Raw genomic sequence first — 15,243 nt, forward strand, 5'->3', positions numbered from 1 at the left:
ATCAATAAATAGCTATATGTAATACTTTTTTCTCTTTAGGAGTTATCGTTTCATTGAAAAGGTTTCTGGAAAAAGAAAAATCTTTTGTAAACTTTCTAAAAGCGGTATTGTAAAAACTACGAAGAATAAAGGATATAAAAGTATTCGGTGAAATTGGGGAACAAACAGGTATTCGACAGTTTTCAAATTGCCCTAACGTTAAATGGCATTTCGGGTGATCTAACTCCTGATGGTTATCTGGATCATAATCGAATCTCATTGGTACTGGTAATATATTTTTTGCTATTATATCTGCATATATTTCTTCTGTTTCATAAATTTCAGGACTATTTTGAAAATCTTCTAAAAATGGTGATGGTAAAAATGCAAGTCTATGTGAAACCAATTCGGAATTTTTATAAGTGTACAAAAGTTGTATTAATGCACCATCAAGCATTTTAAAATTATAGTTTTTACCTTTGTCTAATTCCTGATATATATTTTTGTAATCAATATTTTTTAATGCTATTGAAAGATCCTGCATACCGGAATATGCAATCTCATAACTATCTTTACCAACCGATTTACATGAAGCATCATTTTGTTGATCACACAAACTATTTTGTATTAATTTTGTAGTGATAGCCTGAATCTCTTGGAGAATTTTTTGATAACTGGTCATTTTTACGAGATAAGGTCTTGTAAATCTTCTTTGTTTATTGTACCTTTTTTTAAGGCTTGCTTTAACTTTTGCATTAACTCTTTTCCATTTCTCTCTTGGTTATTTTTACGTTCACGCTCTTTAGGATCTATATCTCTATTGATAACATTCATTTTTCTTCGGTCATCTTCTGTAGGATATGTAAACTCAAGAACAAAGTTTCTTCTTTTAACTTCTTCAAATTCTTCTACTAAACCTCTCATATTTTCACCGTAACCTAATACTTTAATCCAAGCTTTGCTTCTTGTAATAGCTGTAAATAAAATATTTCTCTTTTTGGCTAGTTCTGAACCTGAGAAACATTCATGTGCATCTATCACATATACCATTGCAGCTTCATTTCCCTTTGCTCTATAGATGCCCGTAAAAGTGACTTCTTTATCACCAAAAAAATCATCTAGTGAACTTGCTACTCCAGTCAGTTTAGAGTTAATTCCTCTGTTTTGCAATAAAGCTCTAGGAGTTCCAACTGCATCACGAGTTTTAACGGGATTGCAATGAATAATCATAATATCATCATACCTTAATTCATCTTCCCTAATATTTTTCTCTACTTCCTTTACTAACCATTCCATTTGTTCAATATTATTATTAAATGACTTAAACATAATTAAGTCGTCAATCTCTGAGTGAGATTCTAGAAATTTTGGACTAGTATTTTCATTTCTAGCAAGCTTTACAGGTTTTCCCTCTTCTAAATTTCCCTCTTCTATTTCATAGCCAATATCTGTCCACAATCCTGCATTATCAAACATTTGGATTAATCCCCCCTTTCTATATATTCCAAAACCTAATGCGTGAGCAGAAGTTAGCAGTGGACGGGAATTTCTATAGCATTTCTCTAAAATAATATCCTGTTTGGGTTCTCCTGATTTATTTTGAAGCCTAACATAGGGATTTCCATAAATATCATTTCCAAAAATTTCTGCTGGTGACTCCATTGTTTTATTACTAAGACTTTGTAATTCATCGTAAGCATAAACTAATCTTTTAGGTTGCTTTAAAATTTTATAACAAAGTTGCAGAAAGTGTTTAGAAAAATCTTGCGCTTCATCAATTAATATTGCATCAAAATACTGCTCAAAGCTGCTAATTTTATCAAGTGCTTCTTCACAAACTTTATCAAATTCTTGACCATAGAAATTAGCCATTTTTTTAGCTGCATCTAGGTCTCTAAATTCAATATTATGCTTTTTACACACTTCATAATAAATTCCTTCCATTGAAGGATTTCCCCAAGCATGAATGATTTTAACTTTTTCCCAATCTGGTTCTTCACCTGTCTGCTCAATAGAAAAAGTGTTGATAAAGTGCTTAAATTGATTTTTCAATGAACGAGTATTAAAGGTAACAGCAATATTCCAATCAGGATGTTTGGCGTGTAAATATGCAACTTTAAGAGCCAAGACTATAGTTTTGCCTGAACCAGCAAGACCTCTAATCCGCTGGACACCTTCAACAGTTTCAATCACAGCAGCACTTTGATCATGATCTAAATTAGCAATAGAATCTTCAAGCCTTTTTAGTTTTGCACCTCTTGAATCTTCTCGTTTAACATAATTACGCTGGTTTCTTTTTCTAATAGTCGTTATAGCTTGTATAACTGAGTTAAGATGCTCAAAATATTGACTATTTTCCCAATTTTGGGAATTTAAGTAATCTTCTAATTCAGCCTCTTTAGTTACTACGATATAATCTTCTGAAAGATTATTTGGTTTATTAATCAATGTAGGTGCAAATGTGACTACATTTATAGCCACCATTAGTTTCCTTCCTTTATTAAGATTTGTGTTTCCTTTAAGTTTAGATTCAAGTTTGTTGAAACTTTCATCCTGTGCATCTTGTATTATATTTATGTCAGTATCAGTTCCTTCGATAATGTTAAAAATAACTACGCCATGTTCTTTAGATACTAAAAGTGCATCAATTGGATAACCACCTTGAGAAGTTCCTATTATTGGATATCCCAGATATAAGCTGCCAGTAATATCGCGTCTACGTTCAAAGTAATTAGCTAGTCTTCTAGACGAAACTGGCTTGTTATTTACATCACCTCTGATTACATTAACCATATTTTTACCTCTATTATTTTTCAATTTGTAGTAATCGTTCTGTGCAATTTCAGATTTGCAGGTGATTTTCTAACCTGATTCAATTCTAACTAAACTGTTGAGCATAATACCGGGCATATCTCCCTTCTAAAGCTAACAATTCTTCATGATTTCCTGATTCTACTATTTGTCCTTTTTCTAAAACCAAAATGCGATCACACTTGCGAACAGTCGATAATCTGTGAGCTATAATTAGCACTGTGCGGTTTTTCATTAATCTTTCTAAAGCCTCCTGTACTAAGGCTTCTGATTCTGAGTCTAACGCAGATGTCGCTTCATCCAATATCAAAATCTGCGGATTTAACAGTACAGCACGAGCGATCGCAATTCTCTGTCTTTGTCCACCAGATAAATTCACACCACGCTCACCTACCCATGTATTATAACCCTCTGGTAGTTGCTGAATAAATTGATGAGCATTAGCAATTTTTGCTGCGTCTTCCACTGTGCTAAGGTCATAAACTTTTTGTCCAAAAGCGATATTTTGGGCAATTGTTCCCGAAAACATGATAGTTTCTTGGGGAACTATGCCAATTTGTTTCCTGAGACTATTTAAAGTCACATCACGAATATTTACACCATCTATAAAAATTGTCCCCACTTCAGGATCATAGAAACGGGGTAAAAGATTGACAAAAGTAGTTTTACCAGCACCAGAAGCACCCACCAGTGCGATCGCTTGACCAGGCTTTACCAATAAACTAATATTATTTAATACAGGTTCACCAGCTTTATAAGCAAAAGTCACATCACGATATTCAACTTTGCCATTTACTGCTGGCAGCTTAATTGCATTTGGCTTTTCTAGTACCGTCGGTTGAATTGCTAACAATTCAAAAACTCGGTCAACTGAAGCCTCACCTTGTTTAAATTCGTTATAGTTATTAGTAGTATGTCCGATAGGATCAATTAACAAAGCTGCTGCTGCTAAATAACTGAAAAAAGCTCCTACCGTTAAATTATTTTGAGAAATTTGCCACGTTCCCACCATCAGCAAAGATAAAGCACTCAAAGCTTCTAAAAATCCCACAATGGGAATTTGAATTGCTTTTAATTTTTCTGTTGAATATTTAGCTTTTAAACTGCGTTCTGCTTCATGGCTAAATCTTGCAATTTCATAGTTTTCTGCTGCAAAAGCTTGAATTAACCGAATACCACTGAATACTTCTGTGAGAATAGCAGATAAATCAGAAACTCGATTTTGACTTCTGAGCGAATATTTCCGTAAACGTTCCCCAAACCAACCAATTAAAATTCCCATAATTGGAGCAACTATCACTGTAGCCAAAGTGAGTTGCCAATTCAAGTAAATCATGTAAATGGGAATTGCTAACAACTGCAAAACGCAAGGTGCAAAATCATGAAAAAGCTTATTGATGACCTCCCCAACCCTGTCAACATCTTCAGTGAGACGGTAAGATAAATCACCAGCTTTTGCAGTTTCAAAATAGCTGAGATTGAGCTTTTGTAAGTGTGTGTAAACTTGTTGACGGAGATTAAAAGCAATCCTTAAAGCTGCGCGTGCCATGTATAAATCTTGCATAGACTGAAAAAAGCCACGCACAAGAAATACTAAAGCACAGACTCCTGTTAATTGAGCGATCGCTACTACATTACCCTGTCCAAAGGGAACTGCCAATTTACCCACTATATTAATCAGCGTTAACGTAGCCAATACATATCCTAGAATACCCACAAATCCCTTAGCGACGGTTTCCCATTGGGTGCGGATATAGGGTAGCAGTAACCAATAATTAGAACGTGTTTTCAAGTCGTAACTTCCAAAAAAATATTTTCCTTGTTTGAAGTTACCATATCAGGAGTTCGGAGTTCGGAGTTCGGGGTTCGGGGTTCGGGATTCGGAGTCAGGAGTCAGGAGTCAGGAGTTCGGAGTCAGGAGTCAGGAGTCAGGAGTCAGGAGTCAGGAGTTCGGGGTTCGGGATTCGGAGTCAGGAGTCAGGAGTCAGGAGTTCGGAGTTCGGAGTCAGGAGTCAGGAGTCAGGAGTCAGGAGTCAGGTTAATCAACGGTGTATTCTTTTCTTGTTCTAATCCTTGTCCCTCTCTCACTTCCCACCGCAACAACCTTGGTAACTGTGTTACATCCAAGGCATAGTTTAAAGTCCAGAGTACAATCTCAAAAACTAATAAGTTTCGTACCCACAGTAAATCTGTTTCCAAACCCAAAAGATTTAAACCCTCAGACAATTGCCAAATCCGATAAGGCAAATATATGTAAGGAACAATTACCCAAACTACGGTTTGAAAACGTCTGAGTGTGAGGATTTCTGAAAGTATTTGCAACCCTAACATCACAAAATACCAACCCAGCACGGTTAAAACTAAAGTATATCCCCAGAGAACACCCCACAACAGCATGACTATGAGTGGTAAGACTATTCCCCCCAGTTGTATTGTCCCAAACCAGATTTTAAACCATCCTGGCAAAGGTTCTGGCAGAGTGTAAGGTTTTGCGTGTTTCCACGCAGCATCTACAATGACAAAAAAAGATGTAGCTACTAGGAAAAAAAAGAGATTTTCCAGGAATAAATCAAGATTAATGTTGGAAGTCATGAGAAAATTATCAACTGCTGCGGTGATGGGTTCATTCTCCTGGAGTATGATTTTACCGTCCTAACCAAGTTTTGATCACATCTAACAAACTAGAACCACCCCACATCAAAGCAAACAGAATTGAGGTAGTTAAAATTGCTCCCATCACACATAGAACTAAACCGCCTAAACTGATAGCACCGTCATCTTCTGATAAACCAAAGGCCGTTACAAAAATGCCCATTGCTGGTAGAGTATTGGTTCCAGGGATGGGAATCATCATTGAAATAGCCATAAGAGCGATCGCACTACCAATGGTTATTCTACCTGGTAAGGTGGTACAAACATAGGATAGACGTGGACGTGCGATCGCTTCAATCCTACGCAACCAAGGCAGTCCCGCTTTGAGAAAACCCTGAACAGTAGATAGTTGCAGAGGATGATTAAACATCTTTTGCGGTAGCCAAGGGGTTTCTGCACCTGCAATTAACTGTATAGCTAACAGAAAAATCAGCACCCCAAAAGGAGTTGAATAACCAGGTGCAGGAACTGGTAAAGCTGAAGGTAGAGATAAAATCACCAGCAAGAAACCAAAAATTCTTTCTTTAGCTAGTAACAAAATATCTGCCAAAGTCACTTTTTCAGGTCTTTCTTCTTCAAAAAAATAGCGTTGTAATTCGTTAGAAAGTTTAGCCATATATTGTCAGAAATTATTACAATTCAATTCAGTTCAGGTTATACATCAAAAAGAATCTTACCTTAAAGCATAAACTTTAATTAACCGATTTCATCATTATTTATTGGCTCTATTTATTTTCTTTCACTACATGAATAATTGATGGTAATAAAGAAACAATAATAATTAAACCTATTATTGGTAATAGATATTTATCTAATTGTTCTGCTGGTAGTGATTTACCTAAAAAGAAACCTAACAGAGTAATTCCAAATGTCCAAGCAAAGCCACCGATTAAATTGTAAGACATAAACGTGCGATAATGCATAGCACCAACACCAGCTACAATTGGGGCAAATGTTCGTACAATTGGCATAAATCTTGCTAAAACAATCGTTTTTCTGCCATGCTTTTCATAAAAATCTTGAGTTTTAGTAATGTGTTTTTTATGAAATAACCAAGAATCTTCTTTATCAAATAATTTTCTGCCAAATTTATGCCCAGTAAAATAACCCACATTATCCCCGAACACGGCACAAACAAACGCACCAAAAATTAGCACCCAAATATTCAGCAACTGCTGAGAAGCGACAAATCCTGCCGTAAATAGTAAACTATCACCAGGGAGAAAAAAACCAATCAGTAAGCCAGATTCAGCAAAAATAATTCCCCATACCCCAAAGTAACCAAGTGATTTAACTAATTCTGGTAAATTAAAATGCATAAAATATAACCTACTCAAAAAGTTGCATCCAACATCTTAACGTTCAAAATTTTCAGAAAATAAAAAATAATATTAAAATTATATAAAGTTATTTTAGAATCTACTAGCTATTAGTTTATACGAACAAGATGCAAAGATATTTGAAAGTACTACGGTTATTTTGGACTACTGCTATTGCCGCAGAGATGGAATATCGCATTAATTTTATCTTAGCCGCCCTTACCAGCATAGGCAATCTAGCAGGTAGCTTGTTTGGGCTATTCTTATTTTACCGCCAAGGCTACACCTTTACTGGCTGGTCATGGGATGCAGCTTTAATAGTTTTAGGAATTTTCACCTTATTACAAGGCTTTTCTGCCACTCTCCTAGCTCCCAACTTAAACCGCATTGTTCGTCATGTCCAGGAAGGTACATTAGACTTTGTATTATTAAAACCTATCCGCAGTCAGTTTTGGCTTTCCCTTCACACTTTATCACCGTGGGGATTACCAGATTTAATCTTTGGCTGTATCATTATTGGCTATGCAGGTAAAAATCTAGGTTTAGGAATCGACAAATATTTACTCAGCATATTACCTTTATTTTGCAGTTTAGTGATTCTTTATAGTCTGTGGTTTATGTTGGGATCTACCACAATTTGGTTTGTCAAAATATACAATGTGACTGAAGTATTACGAGGTTTATTAGAAGCTGGCAGATATCCAGTTATAGCTTATCCAACTGCTTATCGCGTTTTCTTCACCTTTGTAGTTCCAGTGGCATTTTTAACCACAGTTCCCGCTCAAGCAATGTTAGGTGAAAGTCAATTAATTTGGTTATTTGGTGCAGTAATATTAGCAGTGACGTTATTTGCAATTTCTACTTGGTTTTGGCGGTTTGCATTACGTTTTTATACGAGTGCTTCGAGTTAGTGAGAAATTACGAATTAGGTTAAATGTTGGGTTTCTTTGCGTCAACCCAACCTACATTAAAGCTACATCACAACATATCTGGATTTTCACCCAGTTCTCTTAATCTAGCAGCCAATTTAGCTGCTTGTGCTTTTGCTTTCTCCACTTGTGCAAATACGACTTCTGCTAAGGCATCATTGGTCAATTTTTGATATTTGATAATTGTCTTTCTTTATAATATGACCAAAAATAACAATCTAACTTCATTCACTCCCAGTTGATATTTCCTGTAAAATCAACATCTGAAGATAGTGAAATCGGGAGAAAACAGGCGTGCCTACACTCGGTGTAAATATTGACCATATCGCAACCATTCGCCAAGCTAGACGGACTGTAGAACCCGACCCTGTAGCGGCTGCGGTGTTGGCAGAATTAGCAGGTGCAGATGGAATTACCGTACATTTACGGGAAGATAGAAGACATATTCAAGATAGAGATGTCAGAATTTTAAGACAAACAGTGCGATCGCATCTCAATTTAGAAATGGCTGCAACTGATGAAATGTTAGGAATTGCTCTCGACATCAAACCCGATTATGTAACATTAGTACCCGAAAAACGGGAAGAAGTCACCACAGAAGGCGGTTTGAATATTGTCGGGCAAATTGCTAGAATAGGTGAGATAGTTGATAAACTGCAAAGTTCTGGCATTCCTGTAAGTTTGTTTATTGATGCCGAAACAGCACAAATAGAAGCTTCAGTTAAGGTGCAAGCTAAGTTTATTGAACTCCACACAGGACAATATGCTGAAGCTAAAGATGAAACAAATCGCCAACATGAACTAGCTTTATTAGCGCAAGGTTGCGAGCAAGCGATTAAAGCTGGTTTGAGGGTAAATGCCGGACATGGACTCACATATTGGAATGTCTACCCCGTAGCGGCGCTTCCAGGTATGGAAGAACTCAACATTGGTCATACTATCATCAGTCGGGCAGCCTTAGTAGGAATAGAAAGAGCCGTCCGAGAAATGAAACAAGCCATACTGGGTAATGGGTAATGGGTAATTGATATTTCTCCCCTGCCCTCTGCCTTTTGCCTCCGAGGGGTGTTAGCTGCGTAATCCGAAACAAGGTAAAGTCACATTTGTAAAATCAGACCTCTATGACTTCCACACAGTCTAACAACCTGCCGCTTTGGGTACAGGATCGGGATACAGTGATTGCATACAGTACCCATGCTGAATGGCGCTATCAGACACCACCAGACTATAGCCGTTCTAAAGAAAATCTAGCTAAAGAGAGTACCTGTAATCACTTAGAGGGTACACTAGAAGCGATCGTGCAGAACTTAGTGAGAACCTTGGAAATGGAGGTATCTTTCAAAAGTAACCCCCAGCAATGGTTATCTATTGCTAATGATCAGTTTCGAGCCAGTACTAATGGGGGTCAAGAGTACACAGCAGCCGATTTATCTGCCCAAGGTACTTATAACCTATTTATGGCTGATTCCGAACATTACAAAGCTTCTGAAGAAAGTTTTGAATCATCGGCTAAAATCTTTCACAGTACATTTCCTCAAGGTTTTCCTTGGGAAGTGCTGGAAGTTTATTCAGCCCCACCTAATGTTACATTCAAGTGGCGACACTGGGGACATTTTCAGGGTGCTTACAAAGATTTTGCACCAACTGGGGAGACAGTGGAAATTATCGGTATGAGTGTGGCTCGTGTCACCGATGATTTAAAAGTTATATCCTTGGAACACTATTTTGACAACAACCTGTTTTTAGAAAAACTGACAGCAGGTGGCAAACTAGCAAATAGTGAAAACAAGGGTGGTGGTTGTCCCTTTAGTTCTTGGTTTAAGGGATTCAAAAAAAGTTAACTGATTTGGGTACAGAAATCCTCCTGTACCCTATAAATTATTAAATAGTAACCAAAGGATGAAAATGCAAACATACTATTACGTTTTGGCTAGTCAACACTTTCTACTCGAAGAAGAACCAATACACGAAGTTTTGAAGGAACGCACTCGCAACTACCACGAACAAGAAAAAGAAATTGATTTTTGGTTAGTTAAGCAACCGGCTTTTCTGGAAGCACCGGAAATGAAACAGATAAAAGCGAAGTGTCCTCAACCTCCAGTAGCAATTATTTCTACTAATTCTCAATTTATTACTTGGCTAAAATTGCGATTAGAGTATGTAATTACCGGGGAATTTACGGCTCCTTCTAAAACAATTGCTGATCCTTTAGCATCTTTAACAACTGCGTCATAAATTTCCATAAATTTTCTCATCAGTTGCTGAGGTAGAGGAGAGTTATGATAAAGATTTATTTATCTTTATTGATGTTTTTTTGCTCTTCCTCTGCAAATCTAAAGGAAACAGAAAGTAGTTTTATAGTAAGTATTCAGGATAGAGAATACTGCAAGTCAGGAGAATAAAGGCTGTTTTAGTCAACTTTGATGATGTTGATAAAATCTCACTTCTCTCTATTCTTCATTTCATAAACATTCTGAACCGCAGGTCTGCGTAGCGTCTCCTGACTCCTTAGAGGATGTTTTAAAAGGGTCTTTTAATGTCATGCTGAATGCAGCGCAGCGGAGTGAAGCATCTCGATATGTGCCTGAAACCCTAGATTCTTCGCTCCATTTCATTCCGCTCAGAATGACAAAACTATAGCTTCTTAGAGTTTTAAAACATCCTCTTACGTTTTATACATCTTGTACAATAAACAATATTAGGTATCCAATGTTTGTGATCAAATTTGATTTTTTACCAAGTACTTTATTATTAGCGATCGCTCCCTTTATTGGTGGTATTAATTCTGTTTTAGCCCAACCAACTATTCCCATTTGTCAACCACCTAATACAGGTGAGTATCTTTTATTAGTTGTTAGTCCTACAACTAGTAGTCAACAACAGTTACGCAGTGCTTTACCATCTGATTTGAAACCTGTTACGTGTAAATATCTGAATGAAACAGTAACGCGGATTGGTGGGTTCAACAAGATTGATGATGCTAATCGTTGGGCAAAATATGTGAACAATATTGTGGGATTATCTGCTATTATCACGACTCGACCCACAGCACCAACAGTAACACCTGCAAGGATTGCAGCACCTGCAATAGTTACTTCCCCACCGTTAGCAAATCAAAGAGTCAGCTATAATCCTAAAATATTAGGAGATGGTTATGCTGTACTGGTAGATTATTTCAATCGTCCAGAAATGGCCAGTAGTTTGCAAAGAGCAGTAGGGGGTAATGTGGGTCTTGTTTCTTATGGACAACGCCCTTATTTATTGGCTGTTTATACTACCAATCAAACAGAAGCATACAAAACCTTAGAAAAATTAAATGAGGGTGGTTTTTTTGCCCTCTTAGCAGATGGGAAAAAAGTGATGTTACTGCGTTCAGTAGTAAGTTCCAAGTAATTTTTAGTTAACAGTTTATCAATGACTAATGATTACTTGATGGTACAAGTCCCCAGATTTATATGTGAGGTCAATCCAAAATCTAAAATCCAAAATTGTCTGACTAAATAACTAATAAGCCGCTCTAGATAACCAATAAATAGCTATACCCAAAACAGCACCAGCTATTACTTGAACTGGTGTATGTCCAAGTAACTCCTTGAGACGGCCTTGGTTAAAGTCTGGTTTTTCATGAAATAATTCGTCAATCATTTGATTGAGTATGCGAGCTTGTTTACCGGCAGCTTGACGCACTCCAGCTGCGTCGTACATGACAATGATGGCAAAAACCACAGCTACAGCGAAATCAGGAGATGCCCAACCTAGAGTTTGGCCGACACCAGCTGCTAAAGCTGTTACTAAAGCTGAATGGGCGCTGGGCATACCTCCGGTGGTTACTAAGACACGCACATCTATTTTGCGATGTTTGATGACTTCAAAGATGAGTTTTAATCCTTGAGCAACAAAACAAGCTACAAGAGCAACCAGCAGCACTCTGTTGTTTAAAATGTCGCCTATGTCCTGCATGGTGTTTTGGTTAGGTAATTAGTTAAATATGGGCAGTGGTTGTGTGTTGAGGAACAGTTTTTTATGTAAGCCAAAATGCCAAATCCGCCTAGCACAGCAGAAATTGTTAAATAGATGGATATATTTAAAGCCTTCTGCTTTTTAGGTTTTGATGTTAGTGATTGCGACTAACTATATAATGAGCGATCGCTTGAAGAGGTATGGCTTTGTCTCCAAATGATGCTAATTCTGCACAAGCTGACTCAACTAATTGTTGGGCTTTGGCGCGTGATTCGTCAATTCCCCACAGGCTGGGATAGGTGACTTTCTCGGCTTTTAGGTCTTTACCTGCGGTTTTGCCTAGTTGTTCTTGGGTAGAGGTGATATCCAGAATATCATCAATGATTTGGAATGCCAGACCAATATTTTGCGAATAACGAGTTAATTTTTCTACATCTTCAGCAGATGCACCAGCAATAACTCCGCCGCAAACAACACAAGCTTCTAATAAAGCGGCTGTTTTGTGGTTATGAATAAAATTCAGTGTTTCCAGGGAAATATCTGACTTACCTTCTGAATCTAAATCTACCACTTGACCACCAACTAAACCAGCCGCACCCAATGCCTTACCCAAACGAGCAATTACTTGTAAAGCTCGCTCTCTCGGCACGTTGTGGGGTGTTTGGGTGGCGACAAACTCAAAAGCTAAAGCTAATAAGCCATCCCCTGCCAAAATCGCAATATCTTCGCCGTATACCTTATGATTGGTCAACTTACCGCGACGGTAATCGTCATTATCCATTGCAGGTAAATCATCATGAATCAACGACATGGTGTGGATCATTTCCACTGCACAAGCCGTAGGCATAGCCATTTCTATTGTGCCACCAATCATTTCTGATGTAGCAAGACAAAGAATGGGACGCACACGCTTACCTCCTGCTAATAGGGAGTAGCGCATGGCTTCATAAATCTTTTCTGGGTAAACGACAGGAATAGCTTGATCTAAAGCATTATCGCAAAGCTTTTGTCGTTCTTTGAGATAGGACGCGAGGTTAAACCTAGCTTCCTCTGATTTTTTCTGAAAGTTATCCGTTGCTACCATTCCTAGAAGTCCTAAAATTTTCGGTTGCTTGTGATATATATGAAGATTTTACGGTGTGCTGGGTCAGAAACACTCAATAGCGATTTTATTTTGGATTTTAGATTTTGGATTTTAGCTTGATTTCCCCATTCCAACTAGGGGTTTTGAGCAAAAAAATCTTAAATCGTTACAGTCAGTTAGGAACTATTACTGCTTAACTGTCAAAATGTTCAGGAAAGCGTTAATTACTCCATACTCCATACTCGGTACTCCATACTCGTTACTCGGTACTCGTTACTCGGTACTTTAATTACCCGTTGCGCGTAAATAGCTAGAAACTGTATTTTGCAATAGCATAGCGACTGTCATTGGCCCGATACCACCGGGAACTGGGGTAATATATTCTGCAACCTTAGCCGTTGATTGAAAGTCGATGTCACCGACCAAACGACTTTTTCCACTGCTATCAGTGACGCGATTTATTCCCACATCTACCACAACAGCACCCGGTTTCACCATCTCAGCTGTGATTAGTCCGGGAAGACCTGCTGCGGCAATGAGAATATCAGCATTTTGGGTGATTGATTTTAAGTCGTGCGATCGCGAATGGGCTATGGTGACAGTGGCATTAGCCTCTAATAGCATCAAGGCCATAGGCTTACCCACTAAAATACTACGTCCTACTACTACTGCTTGTTTTCCCACCAAAGGAATTTTATATTCTTCTAGCAGTCGCATCACACCAGCGGGGGTGCAACTGCGTAAACCCGACTCACCCCGCACCAGTCGTCCTAAGTTCACCGGGTGTAGTCCATCTGCGTCTTTATCGGGTGCAATTTGATGTAATAGTGCAATTGAGTCTAAATGATTAGGTAAAGGCAACTGTACCAAAATCCCATCTACCCGTTCATCTTGGTTAAGTTCTCTAATTACTTCCTCTAGCTCTGTTAAGGTAGTTGCGGCAGGAAAATGCTTACCAAAAGAGGCAATACCCACTTTAGTACAGGCTTTTTCTTTATTACTTACATAAGCTGCTGATGCGGGATTGTCCCCTACCATCAACACTGCTAAACCAGGAGGTCGGCCAATTTTGGGTTGTAATTGTGCGATCGTAGCAGCCAATTCTTGATGAATTTTAGCAGCTAATGCCTTACCATCAAGCATTTTGGCAGTTTGTGTTTCCATAAAATTTACTTGGGGATTGGGGACTGGGGGAGATTATCTCAAATGACCAATAACTAATGACTAATGACTATTTTCTCAGATTAGCTGCGTTAACTGAAGGATAAAGAAGATAGGACTAAAACCGAGTGTCACAGCAAAAATCTATTGTAGAGTGCGTCAGATATCAAAAATCTGTTTATTTACTAGATTTATGCAGTCTGAAGCACCTTACCAATGTGCAATTTGCGTAAGTCCTGGAAGAAAAGGATAAATTAAAAACAGTAGTTCTGTCCATTTCCTGTAATCAGCACAACTTGGTATGAATGGAAACTTGAGAAAACTGGTAACAAGGTCAGAATTCATGCAAAAATTCTCTCAATCGCTTGCTTTTTGGCAACAAGCAAAACTTACTTCTATGAAATCTTTTTACCAAGGATTAACCGTTTTTCTGGTACTAGGACTTTGTAGTTGTAGTAACGGAAAGCCTGGTCAATTGAACTTAAATAATCTGAGAATTGGCGCTAACGTTACACCGATTCAAGCAATTAAACCAGCACAAAACAACCGCACTACTACAGTTTACATCCAAGGCAAAGTAGAAAAACACGCTCCTTTAGTTAAGCAGCAAATATATCAAATAGCTGACTCAACAGGCAAAATATGGGTTGTGACTAATCAAAAAAATTTCCAAGTGGGACAAGATGTAGTGTTGAAGGGTAAAGTAAAATACAAAAGTATTCCTTTAGCTGGTCAAGAGTACGGTGAGATTTATTTAGAAGAAGAATAACAGTGAAAATGAACAGGTAGGGATAAATATTCTCTACCAAAACCATAAAAATACGTAATTCCACATAGATAAAACACAAATAACTTTACCCCATTTAGAAATTTATGAATAATCAAATACCACAAGTAGCGATGCCTGCGGCGAGCGTAGCTATCGTAATTCTCTACCAAAACGACAAATATCTCATGCAACTACGCGACAATATCCCCACTATCGCCGCTGCTGGTTGCTGGGGATTCTTTGGAGGACATTTAGAACCTGGTGAAACAGCAGAAATAGCACTCGTGCGCGAAGTAATTGAAGAAATTGGTTACGAGTTACCATCTTTTAGCAAATTTGGAATTTATCCTGACGAGAGAGTTATTCGTCATGTTTTTCAAGCACCATTATTAGTGGAATTAGATCAATTAGTTTTAAATGAAGGTTGGGACATGGGATTATTAACCCCAGAAGATATCCGTCGAGGTGATTGTTATTCAGCTATAGCAAATGAAGTCAGACCTTTAAGCAATATCCATCAAAAAATTATGATGGACTTTATTGATCAAAAATGAAAATTTTCTATCTTAGTAATTGCAA

General features: G+C 37.8%; 17 protein-coding genes. 8 read left to right on the forward strand and 9 right to left on the reverse strand.

All coding sequences use genetic code 11. The features are described 5' to 3' along the window. Position 1: 1 nt before the first annotated feature. The 3 genes from AC012T_RS19310 to AC012T_RS19320 form a co-directional block, all read right to left on the reverse strand. Complete coding sequence (locus AC012T_RS19310; protein WP_487060349.1) at positions 2-661, reverse strand: DUF2290 domain-containing protein; 660 nt, start codon at positions 659-661, stop codon at positions 2-4. 2 nt (positions 662-663) lie between these two features. After that, the gene (locus tag AC012T_RS19315; protein ID WP_487060350.1) at positions 664-2,796 is read right to left on the reverse strand and encodes a DEAD/DEAH box helicase; all 2,133 of its coding nucleotides are present in this window, start codon (positions 2,794-2,796) and stop codon (positions 664-666) included. 61 nt (positions 2,797-2,857) lie between these two features. Continuing rightward, the gene (locus tag AC012T_RS19320; RefSeq protein ID WP_487060351.1) at positions 2,858-4,582 is read right to left on the reverse strand and encodes an ABC transporter ATP-binding protein; all 1,725 of its coding nucleotides are present in this window, start codon (positions 4,580-4,582) and stop codon (positions 2,858-2,860) included. 31 nt (positions 4,583-4,613) lie between these two features. On the opposite strand from AC012T_RS19320, the gene AC012T_RS19325 reads away from it, so the two are divergent. Beyond that, positions 4,614-4,832, forward strand: coding sequence for a hypothetical protein (locus tag AC012T_RS19325; RefSeq protein WP_487060352.1), 219 nt, complete (start codon positions 4,614-4,616; stop codon positions 4,830-4,832). Here the strand turns inward: AC012T_RS19325 and AC012T_RS19330 are convergent. From AC012T_RS19330 to AC012T_RS19340, 3 genes are all read right to left on the reverse strand, one after another. Continuing rightward, entirely contained in the window at positions 4,810-5,382 is a 573-nt protein-coding gene (locus AC012T_RS19330; RefSeq protein ID WP_487060353.1) for a hypothetical protein, read from the reverse strand. The two genes, AC012T_RS19325 and AC012T_RS19330, sit on opposite strands and share 23 nt — an antisense overlap. Positions 5,383-5,434: 52 nt before the next feature. Next, positions 5,435-6,058: an exopolysaccharide biosynthesis protein gene (locus AC012T_RS19335; protein WP_487060354.1), complete on the reverse strand. Its 624-nt coding sequence runs from the start codon at positions 6,056-6,058 to the stop codon at positions 5,435-5,437. 109 nt (positions 6,059-6,167) lie between these two features. Further along, positions 6,168-6,761, reverse strand: coding sequence for a DedA family protein (locus tag AC012T_RS19340; protein ID WP_487060355.1), 594 nt, complete (start codon positions 6,759-6,761; stop codon positions 6,168-6,170). Between the two features lie 128 nt (positions 6,762-6,889). Between AC012T_RS19340 and AC012T_RS19345 the strand changes: the two genes are divergently transcribed. From AC012T_RS19345 to AC012T_RS19365, 5 genes are all read left to right on the forward strand, one after another. Beyond that, on the forward strand, positions 6,890-7,672 hold the full coding sequence (locus AC012T_RS19345; RefSeq protein ID WP_487060356.1) for an ABC transporter permease: 783 nt from the start codon (positions 6,890-6,892) through the stop codon (positions 7,670-7,672). Between the two features lie 312 nt (positions 7,673-7,984). After that, complete coding sequence (locus AC012T_RS19350) at positions 7,985-8,707, forward strand: pyridoxine 5'-phosphate synthase (protein WP_487060357.1); 723 nt, start codon at positions 7,985-7,987, stop codon at positions 8,705-8,707. A gap of 104 nt (positions 8,708-8,811) precedes the next feature. Further along, positions 8,812-9,531 carry a SnoaL-like polyketide cyclase gene (locus tag AC012T_RS19355; RefSeq protein WP_487060358.1) on the forward strand — a complete coding sequence of 240 codons (720 nt, stop codon included), beginning with the start codon at positions 8,812-8,814 and terminating at the stop codon, positions 9,529-9,531. 64 nt (positions 9,532-9,595) lie between these two features. Continuing rightward, positions 9,596-9,925, forward strand: a complete 330-nt coding sequence (locus AC012T_RS19360) for an MgPME-cyclase complex family protein (protein ID WP_487060359.1) — start codon at positions 9,596-9,598, stop codon at positions 9,923-9,925. Between the two features lie 474 nt (positions 9,926-10,399). Beyond that, complete coding sequence (locus AC012T_RS19365; RefSeq protein ID WP_487060360.1) at positions 10,400-11,083, forward strand: hypothetical protein; 684 nt, start codon at positions 10,400-10,402, stop codon at positions 11,081-11,083. Positions 11,084-11,194: 111 nt separating this feature from the next. Here the strand turns inward: AC012T_RS19365 and AC012T_RS19370 are convergent, their stop codons facing one another. The 3 genes from AC012T_RS19370 to folD all read right to left on the reverse strand — a co-directional run bounded on the left by AC012T_RS19370 (position 11,195) and on the right by folD (position 13,898). Further along, a complete protein-coding gene (locus AC012T_RS19370) occupies positions 11,195-11,650 on the reverse strand; it encodes a divergent PAP2 family protein (protein ID WP_487060361.1) in 456 nt (151 codons plus the stop codon). A gap of 154 nt (positions 11,651-11,804) precedes the next feature. Beyond that, positions 11,805-12,734, reverse strand: a complete 930-nt coding sequence (gene crtE, locus AC012T_RS19375) for a geranylgeranyl diphosphate synthase CrtE (protein WP_487060362.1) — start codon at positions 12,732-12,734, stop codon at positions 11,805-11,807. A 285-nt stretch (positions 12,735-13,019) separates the two neighbouring features. Next, positions 13,020-13,898 carry a bifunctional methylenetetrahydrofolate dehydrogenase/methenyltetrahydrofolate cyclohydrolase FolD gene (gene folD / locus AC012T_RS19380; protein WP_487060363.1) on the reverse strand — a complete coding sequence of 293 codons (879 nt, stop codon included), beginning with the start codon at positions 13,896-13,898 and terminating at the stop codon, positions 13,020-13,022. 340 nt (positions 13,899-14,238) lie between these two features. On the opposite strand from folD, the gene AC012T_RS19385 reads away from it, so the two are divergent. Next, complete coding sequence (locus tag AC012T_RS19385; protein WP_487060364.1) at positions 14,239-14,664, forward strand: hypothetical protein; 426 nt, start codon at positions 14,239-14,241, stop codon at positions 14,662-14,664. A gap of 104 nt (positions 14,665-14,768) precedes the next feature. After that, a complete protein-coding gene (locus AC012T_RS19390) occupies positions 14,769-15,218 on the forward strand; it encodes an NUDIX hydrolase (RefSeq protein WP_487060365.1) in 450 nt (149 codons plus the stop codon). The last annotated feature ends 25 nt before the right edge of the window (positions 15,219-15,243 follow it).

The organism is Anabaena sp. EIM26 (assembly GCF_057568715.1).